Source organism: Wenyingzhuangia sp. IMCC45467, from assembly GCF_054111205.1.
The window spans coordinates 1847628-1865398 of the sequence record NZ_CM134196.1; the positions used below are offsets into that span (position 1 = coordinate 1847628).

The 17771-nt window shown below is 32.6% G+C and carries 16 protein-coding genes; 15 read left to right on the forward strand and 1 reads right to left on the reverse strand.

Annotated features, from left to right (window positions below; translation table 11 throughout):
* The first annotated feature begins 30 nt into the window (after positions 1-30).
* The 14 genes from ACXGQT_RS07925 to ACXGQT_RS07990 all read left to right on the forward strand — a co-directional run bounded on the left by ACXGQT_RS07925 (position 31) and on the right by ACXGQT_RS07990 (position 15900).
* The gene (locus ACXGQT_RS07925) at positions 31-1128 is read left to right on the forward strand and encodes an ABC transporter permease (protein ID WP_457828064.1); all 1098 of its coding nucleotides are present in this window, start codon (positions 31-33) and stop codon (positions 1126-1128) included.
* 21 nt (positions 1129-1149) lie between these two features.
* Positions 1150-2001: an ABC transporter ATP-binding protein gene (locus tag ACXGQT_RS07930; protein WP_457828065.1), complete on the forward strand. Its 852-nt coding sequence runs from the start codon at positions 1150-1152 to the stop codon at positions 1999-2001.
* A gap of 11 nt (positions 2002-2012) precedes the next feature.
* Positions 2013-2825: an ABC transporter ATP-binding protein gene (locus ACXGQT_RS07935; protein WP_457828066.1), complete on the forward strand. Its 813-nt coding sequence runs from the start codon at positions 2013-2015 to the stop codon at positions 2823-2825.
* A gap of 69 nt (positions 2826-2894) precedes the next feature.
* A complete protein-coding gene (locus ACXGQT_RS07940) occupies positions 2895-4130 on the forward strand; it encodes a hypothetical protein (protein ID WP_457828067.1) in 1236 nt (411 codons plus the stop codon).
* 239 nt (positions 4131-4369) lie between these two features.
* On the forward strand, positions 4370-7900 hold the full coding sequence (locus ACXGQT_RS07945) for a molybdopterin-dependent oxidoreductase (protein WP_457828068.1): 3531 nt from the start codon (positions 4370-4372) through the stop codon (positions 7898-7900).
* A gap of 4 nt (positions 7901-7904) precedes the next feature.
* Positions 7905-9350 carry a rubredoxin gene (locus tag ACXGQT_RS07950; RefSeq protein ID WP_457828069.1) on the forward strand — a complete coding sequence of 482 codons (1446 nt, stop codon included), beginning with the start codon at positions 7905-7907 and terminating at the stop codon, positions 9348-9350.
* Positions 9351-9378: 28 nt separating this feature from the next.
* Complete coding sequence (locus tag ACXGQT_RS07955; RefSeq protein ID WP_457828070.1) at positions 9379-10569, forward strand: molybdopterin molybdotransferase MoeA; 1191 nt, start codon at positions 9379-9381, stop codon at positions 10567-10569.
* A 14-nt stretch (positions 10570-10583) separates the two neighbouring features.
* Entirely contained in the window at positions 10584-11153 is a 570-nt protein-coding gene (gene mobA / locus ACXGQT_RS07960; protein ID WP_457828071.1) for a molybdenum cofactor guanylyltransferase, read from the forward strand.
* Entirely contained in the window at positions 11147-11389 is a 243-nt protein-coding gene (locus ACXGQT_RS07965) for a MoaD/ThiS family protein (protein WP_457828072.1), read from the forward strand. Before mobA ends, ACXGQT_RS07965 begins: the two co-directional genes overlap by 7 nt.
* Positions 11390-11419: 30 nt before the next feature.
* Positions 11420-11854, forward strand: a complete 435-nt coding sequence (locus ACXGQT_RS07970) for a molybdenum cofactor biosynthesis protein MoaE (protein ID WP_457828073.1) — start codon at positions 11420-11422, stop codon at positions 11852-11854.
* A gap of 90 nt (positions 11855-11944) precedes the next feature.
* On the forward strand, positions 11945-12853 hold the full coding sequence (moaCB, locus tag ACXGQT_RS07975) for a bifunctional molybdenum cofactor biosynthesis protein MoaC/MoaB (protein ID WP_457828074.1): 909 nt from the start codon (positions 11945-11947) through the stop codon (positions 12851-12853).
* A 142-nt stretch (positions 12854-12995) separates the two neighbouring features.
* On the forward strand, positions 12996-14006 hold the full coding sequence (gene moaA / locus ACXGQT_RS07980) for a GTP 3',8-cyclase MoaA (RefSeq protein WP_457830806.1): 1011 nt from the start codon (positions 12996-12998) through the stop codon (positions 14004-14006).
* A gap of 62 nt (positions 14007-14068) precedes the next feature.
* On the forward strand, positions 14069-14908 hold the full coding sequence (locus tag ACXGQT_RS07985) for a mechanosensitive ion channel family protein (protein WP_457828075.1): 840 nt from the start codon (positions 14069-14071) through the stop codon (positions 14906-14908).
* An 11-nt stretch (positions 14909-14919) separates the two neighbouring features.
* Positions 14920-15900, forward strand: a complete 981-nt coding sequence (locus tag ACXGQT_RS07990; RefSeq protein WP_457828076.1) for a magnesium and cobalt transport protein CorA — start codon at positions 14920-14922, stop codon at positions 15898-15900.
* Here the strand turns inward: ACXGQT_RS07990 and ACXGQT_RS07995 are convergent.
* Positions 15897-17009: a DegT/DnrJ/EryC1/StrS family aminotransferase gene (locus ACXGQT_RS07995; RefSeq protein ID WP_457828077.1), complete on the reverse strand. Its 1113-nt coding sequence runs from the start codon at positions 17007-17009 to the stop codon at positions 15897-15899. The two genes, ACXGQT_RS07990 and ACXGQT_RS07995, sit on opposite strands and share 4 nt — an antisense overlap.
* A 130-nt stretch (positions 17010-17139) precedes the next feature.
* Here ACXGQT_RS07995 and ACXGQT_RS08000 point away from each other — a divergent pair, with 130 nt between their 5' ends.
* A complete protein-coding gene (locus ACXGQT_RS08000) occupies positions 17140-17751 on the forward strand; it encodes a DUF975 family protein (RefSeq protein WP_457828078.1) in 612 nt (203 codons plus the stop codon).
* The last annotated feature ends 20 nt before the right edge of the window (positions 17752-17771 follow it).

Sequence of the window (17771 nt, forward strand, 5' to 3'; positions counted from 1 at the left end):
TAAGGAAGCATTAAGGAAAAAAAGTACATCATGAAAGATTCAATCATCAAAGGAGTTAAGTTTATTGGCCTAGGTTTTTTAGAACCACTAATACGTTTGATAAATAAAGAAGAACCAGAAAAAAACACCAAAGCGGTGATGAGAAAAATAGTTGCACCTGTTGCTTCTGTATTCATATTTATAGGGCTTTGGCAAGTAGGATCTAAAACACTTTATAACAAAGAAGCTAATTATAAAATTGAAGCAGCTATTAACAACCAAGGAGAAGCAGAAGCTGCAAAGCTAAAAGCATGTATGGAGTCTGGCGATGCCAATTGTCAACCCAACACCCTACCCTCTCCTTCTCAAGTTTATGAAGCTTATCAAACTTTACTAAAAGACCACAAACAAATTTCAGCAGACAAAAAAGCATTTGCAGAAAAAACTTTTGAGATGAATAAAAAACGTGTAGCACAAGGTAAAAAAGCCATAACCTACACAGGGAGACCTTCATTTGTAGACCAAATAAAAACAAGTTTAAAAACAGTATTCGCTGGTTTTTTACTAGCATTATTTATTGCTGTTCCCATTGGTATTGTACTTGGACTTAGTGAAACCTTAAGAGGATCAATCAACTGGATTATTCAAATTTTTAAACCAGTATCTCCAGTAGTGTGGTTATTATTAGTTTTTATGATTGTAAAAACCTTAACCAAAAATTCTGACAGCGATAGTTCTTTTATTATATCATTTATATCTGTAGGACTTTGTTCTATGTGGGCTACCTTAGTAAACACAGCAATGGGAGTAGCTTCTGTAAACACAGATTATATTAACGTTGCAAAAGTTTTAAGACTAAGACCACTTCAAAAAATATTCAAAGTAATATTACCAGCATCTTTACCCTTAATTTTTACAGGATTAAGAATTACCTTATCAGTAGCTTGGATGGTATTAATTGCTATTGAATTGTTAGCACAATCTCCAGGTTTAGGTTCTTTTGTATGGGAAGAGTTTCAAAACGGAGCTATGGATTCTAACTCTAAAATAATTGTAGCCATGTTTGTTATCGGTTTCATTGGATTTGCATTAGACAGAATCATGTTATTTATACAAAACTTAGTTTCTTTTGAAAAAGAAACCATTTAAGAAACCTTAAAACTAAATATCATGGCTATATTAGAACTCAAAAACATATACAAAACCTACAATCCTGCAAAGGAATATAAGGGTGAAATTCTTAACAACATCAATTTAAATATTGAAGAAGGGGAGTTTGTTGCCATTGTAGGATTTTCAGGAAGTGGAAAAACAACTTTGGTAAACCTAATTAACGGATTATTAAAACCAACCGAAGGTGAAGTTATTTTTAAAGGAAAACCCGTAGAAGACACTAGCCACGAAAGAGGTGTTATTTTTCAAAACTACTCTTTATTACCATGGCTTACCGTGTATCAAAATATTGATATGGCTATTCAAGAAGCTTTTCCAAAAGCCTCTAAACAAGAAAAAGATATTCGTGTAAAAGAACACGTAGAAATGGTAGGATTAACACACGCACTAAACAAATATCCAAAAGAATTATCTGGAGGAATGAGACAACGTGTTTCTGTTGCCAGAGCATTATCCATGAATCCTGAAATGATTATTATGGACGAACCTTTAGGAGCCTTAGATGCCTTAACTCGTGGAAATCTGCAAGATGAAATTCTAAAAATTTGGGAAGTTAACAAACGTACAGCCTTATTAATTACCAATGATGTTGACGAAGCAATGTACATGGCCGATAGGATTATCCCATTAAAACCCGGACCAAAAGCAACTTTAGGACCAGAATTTAAAATAAACATTGAAAGACCTAGAGACAAAACAGCTCTTAACGACAATGAAGAGTACAAAAAAACTCGACTTGAAATTATTGAATATTTAATGGATTTAGGAGAACAACAAGCAGCAAAAAGCACTGTTAACTATGAACTACCAAATATTCAACCTAAAGATTTTAGATGGGATAATAATTAAAACTGACGGACATGAACCAATTAATACACAATCCAAAAATAGAGAAGTTTCCATCTAACGAAGTGATGTTAGATTTGGTAGACCTAAAAAAAGTATACCCAACTCCTAATGGAGATTACGTAGTACTAGAAAACCTTAATCTACAAATAAGAAAAGAAGAATTTATCACCATTATTGGACATTCTGGATGTGGAAAAACAACCATGCTATCTATGATGGCAGGATTGAACGAAATTTCTGGAGGTAAAATATCTGTATTAGGAAGCAGCATCAAAGGACCTGGACCAGACAGAGGAGTTATTTTTCAAGCACCTAGTTTAATGCCATGGCTAACCACTATGGAAAACGTAATGCTAGGGGTAAAAAAAGTATACCCACAAGCTACAAAAAAACAAAAAGAAGACATCTGTAAATATTATTTACACAAAGTAGGAATGGATAGCGCTTTTAACAAAAGAGCATCAGAAATTTCTCAAGGAGAACAACAAAGAGTTGGTATAGCTAGAGCATTCGCTATCAAACCAAAAGTACTATTATTAGACGAACCTTTTGGAATGTTAGATTCTTTAACCAGAGGTCAGCTACAAGATGTTTTGATAGACGTTTGGAACAAAGAAAAAATTACTGCTGTTATGATTACTCATGATGTGGATGAAGCTATCTTTTTAGCAGATCGTGTTGTAATGATGACCAGTGGACCTAAAGCCAAAATAGGTGATGTACTCCCTATTGAATTTGAAAGACCTAGAACAAGAAAAGCCATTTTAGAACATGATGATTACTACAAATACAGAAAACATCTAATTGACTTTTTAGAACATTAAACCATTTTTAACTATTTCGTTTTTAATAGCGAAGAAATAATCAACAAAAACAACTTAATAAACTTAATTATGAAATTCACTAAATCATTATTAATTGCAACATTTGCGTTTACTACTCTTGCTAACGCACAAGAAGAATCAAAATTTTCATTATCTGGAGAATTTAGACCTAGAACAGAATTAGGTGGAAGCGGAGGACCATTTACTGCAACACCTGCAACACCAGGAGGAAGCACTGCTCCTGCAGGATCTGAATCATTTATCAAAACATCAGTAAGAGCAGCTCTTAATGCCACTTACAAAAGCGACTCTTACACATTATACTTAGGTGTACAAGAAGTATTCTTTTATGGAGACAGAACACAAATATCTGCAACAGGAAATGGTAATTTAAGATTTCAAGAAGCTTGGGCTGATATTAATTTATTCGAAGGAGGTAGCCTGAAAGTAGGTCGTCAACCATTATCTTATGACGATCAAAGAATTTTAGGAGGATTAGGTTGGGCTCAACAAGCAAGAACTCACGATGCTGCTGTTTTTAAATACAGCAACGATGGATACAATTTAGACTTAGGAGGTTCTTTAAACACTTATGCAGGTACTATTTACCCATCTGCTACATTATTTTCTTACAGAGATATGGGATTTTTAAGAGTTAACAAAACTTATGGAAGTTTAAACGTTTCTTTATTAGGTTTAGTAACCACTCATCAAGCAGCAACCGAAAACAAATCAACCATAAAAACTGCTGGTGCACATTTAGACTACAAAACAGGGGCTTTTACTGCTAGCGCAAATGCTTATTTACAAAACGGAAACAGAAACGTAGGTGGTGCAGATGTTACTGTTGATGGAGCATATTTAGCTAGTTTAGATCTAGGATACAAATTAGACAAAGTTGCTTTTGGTTTAGGATACGAAACTATTTCTGGAAAAACTGACGATTCTGCTGCATTCTTCCCTTTATATGGAACCAACCACAAATTTAATGGTTTGATGGATAGATTTTACGTAGGAAACCACGGAAATGCTGGAGGTTTAAACGATTTAAATGCTAGTGTATCTAGTAAAATTGCAGGTGCTGCAGTAAGTTTAAAATATCACAACTTTTCTGAAGTAGAAGATTTAGATGGTGCTGGTTCTGAATTAGGATCTGAATTAGACTTAGTAGTTGCTAAAGGATTCAAAGGATTTAAATTAGTTGGAGGTTATTCTCAATTCTTTGAGCCTGATACCGTAACTGGAGCAAAAAGTACTCAAAACTGGGCTTGGATCATGTTAATTATCAAACCTAAGTTCTTATAAAATATTCAGTAATTATTCCTTAATTATTCAGTGTTAAAGGCTCGAGCAATTTGCTCGGGCTTTTTTCATTTATGCCACAACTCTTATTTTTATCTAACCTTATCAGCTTCCCTACAATATCCTATAACCCAAATATTTAAATTTTAAACAAAATCATTTCTTTAAAACTACGTATATATACTTAATATCTACGTAATTTTAGTATATTTGCATGAGTATTCTACAAAAACCGAATCAATATGTCTGCAAATAAATCATACAAAACAACTTGTTCTTACTGTGGAGTAGGTTGCGGAATTATAGTTAATAAAGATAATAACGGAACTTTAAAGGTAACTGGAGATGAAGACCACCCTGTAAACAAAGGAATGCTTTGTTCTAAAGGAATGAATCTTCACTATGTTGCACAAGACACTACGGATAGAATTTTATACCCAGAAATGAAATGGAGTAAAAACCATCCTTTAAAAAGAGTTTCTTGGGATACTGCATTTGAAAGAGCGGCTGCTGTTTTTAAATCAATCATAAAAAAACACGGACCAGACAGCGTAGGTTTTTATGTATCTGGACAATGTTTAACAGAAGAATACTACTTGGTTAACAAATTAGCCAAAGGATTTATTGGAACCAACAATGTAGACACCAATTCTAGATTGTGTATGAGTTCTGCTGTAGTAGGTTATAAAAAAGCATTAGGAGAAGATTCTGTACCCATTGCTTATGCAGATATTGAATTGGCAGATACTTTTTTAATTACTGGAGCAAATCCTGCTTGGTGTCACCCAATCCTATACAGAAGACTGGAAAATCATAAAGAAGCCAATCCCGACACCAAATTTATTGTAGTAGACCCAAGAAAAACACAAACCACTGCCATTGCAGATTTGCACCTACAAATTCAACAAGGAACCGATGTTATTTTAAACAACGCTATTGTTCGTGAATTGATAGAAACGGACAAAATTGATATCGACTTTATTTTAAACCACACCAATAATTTTGAAGATGTTAAAAAGCAAGTCTTTGAAACTTCTCTAGAAGATGCTGCTAAAATTTGTGATGTTGCTTTAGACGACATTAAACTAGCAGCAAAATATATTGGTAATGCCAAAGGATTCATTAGTATGTGGACCATGGGGCTAAACCAAAGTATTATTGGAGTTGACAAAAACGTATCTTTATTAAACATTTCTTTGGTTACCGGGCAAATAGGAAAACCAGGATCTGGACCATTTTCTTTAACAGGACAACCTAACGCTATGGGTGGACGTGAAGTTGGAGGAATGGCTAATTTATTGGCTGTTCACAAAGATTTAATGAACCCTGAACACCGAAAAGAGGTTTCTGATTTTTGGGGGAGTAATCCTATAAACCCTAAGCCTGGCTATACTGCTACCAAAATGTTTGATGCTTTAGACAAAGGTGACTTAAAAGCTATTTGGATTATTTGCACCAATCCTGTAGTGAGTTTACCAAACTCTAATAAAGTAGAAAGAGCTCTTAAAAAAGCAAAGTTTGTAGTAGTTCAAGACATTTCTCACAATTCTGAAACCACCAAATATGCAGATTTATTATTACCTGCAGCAGGTTGGCTAGAAAAAGAAGGAACCATGTCTAACTCAGAACGTAGAATTTCTTATTTAGAAAAAGGAATAGAGCCTCCAGGTGAAGCTTTGCCAGATGCTGAAATTTTATGGCGATTTGCACAGGCTATGAATTATAGAGGTTTTGATTTTAAAAACGCAGAGGAAGTTTACAAGGAATATTGTAAAATGACCAAAGGAACTAATATTGATATCTCTGCCTTAACTTATCAAAAATTAAAAGATTTAGGAACTGTTCAATGGCCATTTCCTACCGAGGATAGTCAAGGAACACCAAGATTATTTACCGACAAACAATTTTACACAAAAGACGGTAAAGCAAACTTTAATATTGCCCAAAACATCTATAACCAATCAGAACAACCAACAGAAGAATTTCCATTAATACTAAACACAGGTCGTATTAGAGACCAATGGCATACCAGAACCAAAACAGGAAAAGTAAAACGTTTACTTACTCATATTAATGGCCCTTATGTTGAAATTAACGAAAAAGATGCTCAAGAAAGAGATATTGAGGAAGGAACAATAGTAGTTGTAAAAAACAACCGTGGTACAGCTAGAGTAAAAGCCGTAATTAACAAAGACATTAAAAAAGGATCTGTTTTTATGCCAATGCACTTTGGAAAAATATCTGGTTCTGATTTTGGCCGTGCAAACAATTTAACCAATGAATTAATTGACCCTATTTCTAGCGAACCCGATTTTAAACACGCTGTTGCACAAGTAACCAAGTTTAAAAAAGAAAAACAAAAAATATGCTTAATTGGTGCTGGGTCTGCTTCCTATAGATTTATTCAAACCTATAGAGAACACAATACCGAAGATGAATTAGATGTTTTCTCTTTAGAACCATACCCTTTCTACAATCGTGTAATGTTACCAGAATACATTAACGAAGAAATGACCTGGGAACAATTACAAAAAATTAAAGAAGGGGAATTAGATAAATTAAAAGTAACCCTACACGCTAGCTGTAGTATTGTAAAAATAAATAGAGAAGAAAAAACAATAACCGACAGTAACGGTAAAACACATCATTACGATATTTTAATTATGGCTACCGGTAGTAGAGCCTTTGTTCCTAAAGATTGCAGATTAGATATGCCTGGAGCATTTACCATGCGTACTAAAAAAGATGCAGATGCTTTAAAAAACCATCTAGAAAAAACAGGACTACCTCAACACAAACAACATGTTACCATTGTAGGTGGTGGATTACTTGGTTTAGAGTTGGCAGCATCACTTTCTAAAATAGACATCAAATCAAGCATTATTCAACGTGCAAACAGATTAATGGAACGTCAATTAGATTTGGTTTCTAGTAGATTGTTAGGTCAAGATGTTTTAGAGAGAGGAATCCAAATACATTATAACAACGAAGTAGATACTGTTTTTGAAACTGAAAAAGAAACCGAGTTAGAGGTAAGATTAAAAACAGGTAAAATTATAAAAACCAATGCTATTGTATATGCTATTGGTACCATTCCAAACATTGAACTTGGTAGAGAAATAAAGCTAAATTGCGGTAGAGGAATTGAAGTAAATCAGCACCTACAATCTAGCGATCCTAACATTTTTGCCTTAGGAGAAATTGCTCAATACAATGGTTGGTTGTTTGGTATTACTTCGGCTGCAGAACAACAAGCAGATGTAGCTGCTAAATTTATTTTAGGAGATTTAGGAAGCCTTTACGATGGATCTGTTTTGATGAACATTTTAAAATTTGAAAATCTTGACTTGTGCAGTATTGGTAATATTGAAATTCCTAAAGGAGACAATTCTTATGAGCAAATTATTTTAACTGATGAACGCAAACGCTACTACAAAAAATGTGTAGTAAAAGACGATATTTTGGTTGGAGCCGTATTAATGGGTGATAAAAATGAATTTGCAGAATTTAAAGCCTTAATAGAGGATCGAGTAGAATTATCTGACAAACGTGATGAATTATTACGAGGTAGCGGTGGTGGAGAACCTGTTATAGGAAAATTAGTTTGTTCTTGTAGTCAAGTTGGTGATGGTAATTTAAAACAAGCCATTACAAATGGATGTAATGACTTTGCCGAACTTTGTAAAACTACTGGTGCAGGTTTAGGGTGTGGAAGTTGTAAACCAGAAGTTAGAGATATTTTAAAAGAATCATTAACCCCTGTAAACGCATAATATAATGATTGAAAAACTAAAAAGAATTTTCATTAAAGGAGGTGTTATCACTCCAAATGAATTAAAGCAAGTAACACAACTAGCTAGAGCATTAAACCTAACATCCATTAGTTTTGGATCTAGACAAGATATATTATTACCCGTTAAAGACAACCAACAACATTTATTAAAAACTTATTTTCCAGAGTTTAAACAAGATGTTGATGATGATACTCATAAATATCAAAACATTGTATCCTCTTACGTTTGTGCCGATGTTTTTCAACAAACATCTTGGCTAAGCGCTACCACGTATTTGTATTTGCATGAAGATTTTAAGTACAACCCTACTCTTAAAATCAACATTGTAGATCCGCAACAAAACTTGGTTCCCATATACGGAGGACACTTAAACTTCATTGCTTCAAAAAGTGAAGATTATTGGTATTTAAACTTAAACTTACCAGGCTGGAAAAAAGACATTAACTATCCTGTTTTGGTGTTTTCTTGGAATATTGCCAAAGTAGCTAAGATTATTGAAGAGGAATACAAAAACTACGACAACGTTCAAGATTTATTTAACCGCGTTACAGAATTAACAGATTCTAACAACAAAGTAGTTCTTGAACCGTTAAAAATTCCTTACAGACCTTTTCCTTATTATGAGGGAATGAACAAAATGGGAATTAGCCAATATTGGTTAGGATTATACTGGAGAAACAACAAATATGACATAAATTTTTTAGATGAATTTTGTGATTTTTGTATGGATTATAAAATCAGTAAAATTTGTATCACACCTTGGAAATCCTTTATTGTAAAAGGAATAGAAAAGGAATATAAATTTATGCTAGAAAAATTTTTAGGACAAAGAGGTATTAACGTTCGTCACTCATCTTTAGAGTTAAACTGGCACCTACCTGTTAACGATCCTGAAGCATTAAAACTAAAAAGATTTATTGTAAAGTCTTTTGATCAAAATGATATTAGTACTTATGGTTTAACCTTTGGATATCATGAAAGAAGTGAACATCCACAGTATTTTACATCTATGATTGTTGAAAAAAACCCTGAACCAAAAATTGCCAATGGTTTTGAAAACATCGCATCATACAATGTTTTGTACTGTAAAAACTTTGACCCTAACACCCGTGAATATATTCCTTATGCACAAAACGTAGAGGAAATTGAACTACCTGGATTATTAATGCAATTAAGTCAACTATACTTTAAACAGCTAGATACCAACACAGAAAACGTTGCCAAACCTAAACAAAATAAAGACTCAGGATTAGCAGAAACTACCATTCACCAATGTAGTAGTTGTATGACTGTTTATGATGATGAATTTGGTGATGAAGAAGCTAATATTCCTGCTGGTGTAGCCTTTAAAGACTTACCAGATAATTATAGTTGTAGCCTTTGTGAAGCTCCCAAAAGTAAGTTTAAAGAAGTGGTTTTAGCAGAATAATCCTACATTCGTCTTCTATTTTATTTATATGGAAAATTATTTAATAAGTATTACAGAAGCGATGAGTTTGGTAAACAACCACACTCAAACATTACCTCCTACAAAAGTTTTATTATCAGAAGCCTTAGATTTATTTTTGGCTGAAGATGTATTTTCGCCTATAAACATGCCTCCTTTTAACCAATCTGCCATGGATGGTTATGCGGTGTTGTTTGATGAAAAACATCAAAATAATTTTGTGTTGGTAGATGAGATAAAAGCTGGAGACAACAATAGAAAAAACTTAAACATTGGCGAAGCAGTAAGAATTTTTACAGGTGCAGCCACTCCTATAAATGCAAATGCAGTTATTATGCAAGAAAACACATCTGTAAAAAATGGTGTTTTAAGTATTGATGACCTGTTAACTAATTATAAAAACATACGATTAGAAGGAGAACAAATAAAACAGCATCAAATTGCATTAAAAAAAGGTGAAAAGCTAAACCCAGCTGCTATTGGTTTTTTAGCCACTTTAGGAATTACAAAAGTTACGGTTTATCCTAAACCCAAAATTAGCATTGTGGTTACTGGTAACGAATTAATTGCTCCCGGTACTGCTTTGGAATTTGGACAAATATACGAGAGCAACGCTATAATGCTACAAACCGCCTTGGCTAAAAAAGGATTTACAAACGTAACCCTTCATAAAGTTAAAGACGATTATAATGCTACAAAAAACACATTAAAGACAGCTATTAACAACAATGACTTGGTTTTAATTTCTGGTGGAATTTCTGTTGGTGATTATGATTTTGTTGGCAAGGCTTTATTAGAACTCAACACCAAACAAATCTTTTATAAAATAAAGCAAAAACCTGGAAAACCTTTGTTTTTTGGGAAAAACAAAAACACAGTAGTATTTGCATTACCTGGTAATCCAGCATCAGCATTAACTTGCTATTATATTTACATCGAATCAGCCTTGCAAAAAATGATTGCCAATCCTAATTATGGAAAACAAACAGTTCCGTTAACACTAGAAAACGAATACATAAAAAAAGGAACCAGAGGAGAGTTTTTAAAAGCAAAAGTTACCGGAAACAATGTCACTATTTTAGGTAGTCAAAGCTCTGCCATGTTAAATAGTTTTGCTCAGGCAAATGCTTTAATATATTTAGAAGATGATGTTAGAATGGTAAAAAAAGGAGAAAAAGTAAACACATATATTATTGATTAAAACCAACTATTGTTATGCAAAAGAACATTACTGGAATTATTCTCGCAGGTGGAAACAGCACAAGAATGGGAACTGACAAAGGAACATTAACGCTTAACAACATCACCTTTACTCAACACATCATTAACAAACTCACTCCTATTGTTGATGAAGTTATTATTGTAAGTAATCATGAAAATTACGATCAATTTGGTGTAAAAAGAATTCCAGATAATGTAAAAAACTACGGTCCAGTAGCCGCTGTTTACACAGGCTTAAAAGCAAGTAAAACAGACTATAGTATTATTGTTAGTTGCGATGCTCCAAAAGTAGATTTAGAAGTTTTTAAACCTTTGTTAGACGAACGAAACAACAAACATGATATTGTTCAATACATTTGTAATAGCAGAACAACTCCTTTAATAGCTTTATACAACAGAAAATGCTTGGGCGTTTTTAAATTAGCACTTAAAAATAAAATTCAGAAATTGCGTTTTGTTATCAAACAACTAGATGCAAAAACCATTGTTGCACCAGACCATATTAGAGACAAAATAGTAAACATTAATACTCCAAAAGATTTAGAAAGATACAACATATGCTAATCACCATTAAATATTTTGGAATATTGGTAGAAACAACCAACACAACTCAAGAATCTTTTTCTATAGAAACCGATACTTGTAGTCTAGAAAATATTGAAAAAGCCATTCTTAACAAATACCCCAACCTAAACAACACCACGTATAATATAGCCGTTAATCAAAAAATAGAAAACAAAACATTCTCTGTAAAAGAGGGAGATGAATTGGCATTTTTACCTCCGTTTGCTGGAGGATGATTATCTTTGCTAGATAAACAGAGGAGAATTATGAAAAAACACAATGTTTTTATTGATGGTGCTATTACTCCAGATTTTATTGCCAACTCTATAGCCAAACACCAAACCAAAACAACCATTGGTGCACATGATATTTTTCTAGGTCAAATAAGAGCTGATGAAATTAATGGAAAAACAGTATCTGCTATTGAGTACACTGCATATGAAGAAATGGCAAACTCAAAATTTAGCGAAATTAGAGAAGCTACTTTTGAAAAGTTTGAACTGACTTGTATGCATATTTATCACAGTTTAGGAGCTGTAAAAGCAGGAGAAATTTGCTTATTTGTTTTTGTATCGTCACCAAGAAGAAAAGAAGCCATGAAAGCTTTAGAATATTTGGTGGAAACCATCAAAGCAGAAAGTCCTATTTTTGGTAAAGAAATTTTTGAAGACGAAACGCATCAGTGGAAAGTAAACTCATAGAGTTTACTGCTATAGGCTATAGGCTTTTAAGCTTTATGCCTTTTTAACAACTAGCCTAAAGCAAATCGCTTATGGCCTAAAGCAACAAAAATGGTCGACATTACACATAAAAGCTCAACCTTAAGAACCGCTACTGCACAAGCCATTGTAAAAGTGAGCAAACAAGAAACTATTGATGCTATTAACAACAAAACTGTACCCAAAGGAGACGTTTTTGAAATGAGTCGTGCTGCAGGTTTGTTAGGTATTAAGCAAACGCCATATTTACTACCAGACTGCCACCCTTTACCAATTGAGTTTACAGGGGTAGAATATCAAATAAATGGTTTAGAGATTACTATTTTAATGACCGTAAAAACCATTTACAAAACAGGTGTAGAGGTAGAAGCCATGCACGGAGCAAGTGTAGTAGCTCTAAACATGTATGATATGCTAAAACCTATTGACAAACATGTTGAGATTGGCAGCATTAAGCTACTAGAAAAAAGAGGAGGAAAATCAACTTTTCATAAAAAATCTGGAGCAGGATTAAAAGCATCGGTTATTGTTTGTTCTGATACTATTTCTGCTGGTAAAAAAGAAGACAAGGCAGGAAAAGCCATCATTAAAAAATTAAAAGAATGTGAAGTCAGTATTGGAGAATACACCATTATTCCTGACGAAAAGGATATCATTACAGACAAAGCCATTACCAACAGTCAAAAAGATTTTGATTTAATTATCTATACTGGTGGAACGGGATTGTCTCCAAGAGATGTGACCCCAGAAACCTTAACCCCTTTATTTGAAAGACAAATTCCTGGAATTGAAGAAGCCATTAGAAGTTACGGACAAACCAGAACTCCATATGCCATGTTATCACGTAGTGTAGCAGGAATTATAAACAACACATTAGTATTGGCTCTACCAGGTTCTACCAAAGGAGCAGAAGAATCTATGGAAGCTATTTTCCCTGCAGTTCTTCATATTTATGGTGTTTTAAAAGGAGAAAGGCATTAATAGTGAATAGTGAATAGTGAATAGTGAATAGTGAAATCTATATATTCTTAACTGCTTAATTTCTGAATTCTCAACTACTTTTACACAAATAAAAATAGGTCTTCGAGCGAAGTCGAGAAGCAATAACTAAAAACAACAGCATATCAAAAAAACAGACAACATATTAATTGATGATTTTAACAGAGAACATACTTATTTGCGAATTTCTATTACGGAAAAGTGCAACTTAAGATGCACTTATTGTATGCCAGCTGAGGGAATTCCTTTATCTCCCAAAAGCCATATCATGAATTATGATGAAGTTTTTGAAATTGCCAAAAAGTTTGTGGATTTAGGAGTTACAAAAATTAGAATTACCGGGGGAGAACCTTTGGTTAGAAAAGATGTAGCTGTCATTTTAAAAAAACTAGCCACCTTACCCGTAGAACTTTCTATTACCACAAACGGAATTATTATAGATAAATTTATAGATATATTTAAAGCATGTAACATCCGTAAAATTAATATTAGCATAGACTCTTTAAACCCTGAAAAGTTTAACAAAATTACCCGCCGTAAAGACTTTGAGCGAGTGTACAAAAACATTATGCTATTTGCCAATGATGATTTTTTTAAGGTAAAATTGAACTGCGTATTAATGAAAGATGTAAATGATGACGAAATCAATAACTTTATTGAATTCACCAAACATCACAATTTAAATCTTCGTTTTATAGAATTTATGCCCTTTAACGGGAATGAATGGAAGCTAGATCAATTGGTTTCTTTACAAACCATTTTAACTACTGCTCAACATCATTTTGGAACTAATAATATTACCAAACTAAAAGATGCTCCAAACGATACTTCTAAAAATTATCAACTAAAAAATGCCAAAGGGAGCTTTGCTATTATTAGCACCGTAACCAATCCTTTTTGCGATAGTTGTAACAGAATTAGATTAACGGCTAACGGAAAACTTAAAAACTGTTTATTTTCTGGTGGTGAAGAAGATATTTTAACCGCTTTAAGAGCAGGAAAAAGTATTGAAAAACCAATTAAAATAGCCATAGCATCAAAAAAGAAAATGCGTGGTGGTATGGATACTCAACAGCAATTTACTTCTGATGAACTACGTTTAGACAACCGTAGTATGATTGCTATTGGTGGATAAATATTATTTTACCAAACCACAATCAAAAGCTTTTTATTTACTTTTATGCAAAAATTAAAAACATGGATGCATTGAATGATTTTATCAATATTGAGATCATAAAAATTGGAGAAAACTCCATTAAAATTTTTAACATTTTATTGGTGCTTGCCATTTTTATAATGACTCGTATTTTGGTTTGGATATTTTCTAAAATTATTCAAAAAAGAAAAGAAACATCAGACCTAGACCATTCAAATGCCTATGCCTTAGTACAAATTTCATCTTACTTTTTGTGGATTATAGGAATTGTTTTCATGCTAGAGGGACTGGGAATTGAAATCACTTTTTTATTAGCTGGTTCAGCTGCATTATTAGTTGGTATTGGTTTGGGGCTACAACAAACTTTTAATGATTTTATTTCTGGATTAATACTTCTTTTTGAAGGAACCACCAAAGTGGGAGATATTCTTGAAGTTGATGGTGATGTAGTTCAAATTAAGAGTATTGGTCTAAGAACCTCTAAAGCTATTAATAGGTTTGATATTTCTGTAATTATTCCCAATTCACTAATTACCACCAATAAAGTAGTCAACTGGAGCCACCACGGTACAACTACTATTTTTACGGTTAAAGTAGGGGTTGCCTATGGAAGTGATGTGGAACAGGTAATAGACATTCTTAAAGAATGTGCCCGCAAACATCCTGAGGTTATTAGAAAACAAGACACCAATGTTCGCTTTACAGATTTTGGTGCATCTTCTTTAGATTTTATGATTATTTTTTATACTGCAAATATTTTTGGTGTTGAAAAAATTAAAAGCGAAATTAGAGTTAACATCGCCAAAGCATTTAAAGAACACAACATTACGGTTCCTTTTAATCAGCTCGATGTGCATTTAATAAAAAATGAAGAATCATAAATTTTACAGCCATGAAAAAAGATTTTTTTAACAGCACCTCTCTTATAGGATACTCCAAAGAGACTTATAGTTGTGATCCTATTACTGCTATTGATCAAATAAATTTTAATAGCGATGATAAAAAAATAAAATGGCTAAACACTTATGGAACTTATCATAAAAACGAATTTAAATCTATTATTACCAATAGCAAACTCGATGACTTTTTATTAAAATTAATTGCCGAAGAAAAACATCCAAACAAAGTTTTAGAACTAGACAACGTATTGTTTGTAACCATAAAAGTTTTAAAAACAGAAACTAAAAACTTTCAAACAGAACAGATGTTTTTTATTTTAACACCACATATTCTATGGAGTATTCAAGAAGAAAAAGGCGATTATTTTGAGTGGATTAGAGAACGTATTAGAGAAAACAAAGGAATTGTTCGTTCTAAAAAAACCGATTATTTGTTATTCTTAATTTTAGAATCTATTATTGATAATTATGAAGAAGCCTATGAAAGTATTTCAGCTTCTATGGAAACTTTAATTAAAGGAAGCGATGTAAAACCCACTCCAGAATTTACTCAAAATATTGAAAAAGAAAAAAACATCCTTATTACTTTTAAAAAAGCAGCCACTAGTTTAAGAGATATCATTACCAAATTAGAAAAAGTAGAGCAACAAAAAATAAATAAAAAGTTTTATAGTGAATTAAGCACTCAAATTCACAACCTACTAAACACTATTGATTTTGATTTACAAGAAATGGAAAGTAAAATAAACTTGATCTTTAGCATACAAGGACATCGTTTAAATGAAGTAATGAAAACTTTAACTATTTTTTCTGTCATTTTTATTCCTTTAACCTTTTTAGCAGGAATTTACGGGATGAATTTTGAGTACATTCCTGAACTAAAACAGCACAACGGATATTTTGTTTTATTGGGCGTTATGGTTTTAGTAACCCTTGGTTCCGTGTATTATTTTAGAAAGAAAAAATGGTTTTAAAAACAACTTTTAATTACCCTACAAACCCTTTGTAAATCTTTTGTAGACATAGAAGAGCCACTAGGCAAACTCAATCCTCTAAAATGCAAATCCTCACTATTACCATTAGTGTAAAAAGCAGTATTCTCGTACATTGTTTGTTGATGCATAGGTTTCCACAAAGACCTACACTCAATTTCATCCTCAAGCAAAGCTATTCTTACCTTTTCTTTAACCTCAAAACTATTGAATAAAATATTAGTCAACCAAAAATTACTTTTGGTTTGGTTATTATCTTCTAAAAAATGAACCTCTAGAGATTGAAGTTCTTTTTTATAAAATTGATGATTTTGCCTCCTTTTAAGTACAAACTCATTTAACAACGCTAACTGAGCTACACCAATAGCTGCCAAAACATTACTCAACCTATAATTAAACCCTATTTGTTTGTGTTGGTATTCTGTATTCATTTCTTTGGCTTGAGTAGCCAAATACAAGGTTTTTTCTGCCAATTCTTTTTGATGAGTAACCAACATTCCACCACCAGAGGTGGTTATAATTTTATTTCCATTAAATGAATACACACCAACATCTCCAAAAACACCACAGTATTTCTCTTTATAAGTACTTCCTAAAGCGGCAGCAGCATCTTCTAACACCAAAATATCATATTTTTTAGTTACTTCTAAAATTTCATCTATTTTAGCAGGCATTCCATAACTATGAACAAGTATTAAAGCTTTAGGCTTATCGCCTTTTTCTATTTCAGATAAAATCGCTTTTTCTAATAAGGTAGGACAAATATTCCACGTGTCTTTTTCTACATCAACCAAAACAGGAATTGCTCCAACATAACTAATAGGATTTACCGATGCCACAAATGTAAATGTGGAGCATAAAACCTTATCACCTTTATGCACTCCTAAAACTTGTAAACCTAAATGAATAGCAGCTGTAGCAGCATTTAGAGCAACAGCATAGGAAGATTTTACAGTTTTACATAAGTTATTTTCAAAAGCAGTAATCATAGGTCCTTGTGGAGCTACCCAATTACTATCAAAAACATTTTTTAACAATGCTTGTTCGTTACCTTTTAAATATGGAGGTGATAAATAAATTTTTTCTTTCAATGATGAAGCTTTTAACGAAGATAACAAAAAACAAAATGTGATAAATCACACAGGAAGGTTTACCTTACAAATAAATCTAAAATGATTAATTTGCAGTACATCATCAAAACAACTTTTTAAACAATAAACTATGGCAACCGAAAATGCTAAACTTATGCAACAAGCCAGAGCTTCTCTAGATTTAAAATGGGGAATGGCTATTATTACCTTTTTAATATATGGACTTATTGTTGGGTCTTTATCTGCAATTCCAGTTTTAGGATCTATCGGTTCTTTTATATTAGGAGGTCCTTTAACCTTTGGACTGGCTACTTTTTCACTTAACATTGCAAGAAACCAAAAAGAAGACATTAAACAACTTTTTGATGGATTTGATAACTTTGCCAACTACTTAGTTGCCTATTTATTAAAAGTTTTATACGTGTTTTTATGGAGCTTACTATTTATCATTCCAGGAATTATAGCAGCTATTTCTTATGCCATGGTTTTCTATATTATGGTTGATGAACCAGAAATTGGACCAGAAGCAGCTCTTAGAAAAAGTAAAGAAATGATGCATGGTTATAAAGGAAAATACTTTGGATTATGTTTAAGATTTTTTGGATGGTCATTATTATGTATTTTAACTTTAGGAATTGGATTTTTATGGCTAATTCCATATATGCACGTAACTTTTGCAAAATTTTATGATGATATTAAAAATGACCCCTTGGCTGAAATAGGAAGTCAATACAGTAAATAAGTTAACTAACAAAAAAACAT

What these genes read in the sequence shown, in the direction of transcription:
- ACXGQT_RS07925 (WP_457828064.1), top strand. Translation starts at nt 31, where the DNA reads ATGAAAGATTCAATCATCAAAGGAGTTAAGTTTATTGGCCTAGGTTTT.
- ACXGQT_RS07930 (WP_457828065.1), top strand. Translation starts at nt 1,150, where the DNA reads ATGGCTATATTAGAACTCAAAAACATATACAAAACCTACAATCCTGCA.
- ACXGQT_RS07935 (WP_457828066.1), top strand. Translation starts at nt 2,013, where the DNA reads ATGAACCAATTAATACACAATCCAAAAATAGAGAAGTTTCCATCTAAC.
- ACXGQT_RS07940 (WP_457828067.1), top strand. Translation starts at nt 2,895, where the DNA reads ATGAAATTCACTAAATCATTATTAATTGCAACATTTGCGTTTACTACT.
- ACXGQT_RS07945 (WP_457828068.1), top strand. Translation starts at nt 4,370, where the DNA reads ATGTCTGCAAATAAATCATACAAAACAACTTGTTCTTACTGTGGAGTA.
- ACXGQT_RS07950 (WP_457828069.1), top strand. Translation starts at nt 7,905, where the DNA reads ATGATTGAAAAACTAAAAAGAATTTTCATTAAAGGAGGTGTTATCACT.
- ACXGQT_RS07955 (WP_457828070.1), top strand. Translation starts at nt 9,379, where the DNA reads ATGGAAAATTATTTAATAAGTATTACAGAAGCGATGAGTTTGGTAAAC.
- mobA (WP_457828071.1), top strand. Translation starts at nt 10,584, where the DNA reads ATGCAAAAGAACATTACTGGAATTATTCTCGCAGGTGGAAACAGCACA.
- ACXGQT_RS07965 (WP_457828072.1), top strand. Translation starts at nt 11,147, where the DNA reads ATGCTAATCACCATTAAATATTTTGGAATATTGGTAGAAACAACCAAC.
- ACXGQT_RS07970 (WP_457828073.1), top strand. Translation starts at nt 11,420, where the DNA reads ATGAAAAAACACAATGTTTTTATTGATGGTGCTATTACTCCAGATTTT.
- moaCB (WP_457828074.1), top strand. Translation starts at nt 11,945, where the DNA reads ATGGTCGACATTACACATAAAAGCTCAACCTTAAGAACCGCTACTGCA.
- ACXGQT_RS07985 (WP_457828075.1), top strand. Translation starts at nt 14,069, where the DNA reads ATGGATGCATTGAATGATTTTATCAATATTGAGATCATAAAAATTGGA.
- ACXGQT_RS07990 (WP_457828076.1), top strand. Translation starts at nt 14,920, where the DNA reads ATGAAAAAAGATTTTTTTAACAGCACCTCTCTTATAGGATACTCCAAA.
- ACXGQT_RS08000 (WP_457828078.1), top strand. Translation starts at nt 17,140, where the DNA reads ATGGCAACCGAAAATGCTAAACTTATGCAACAAGCCAGAGCTTCTCTA.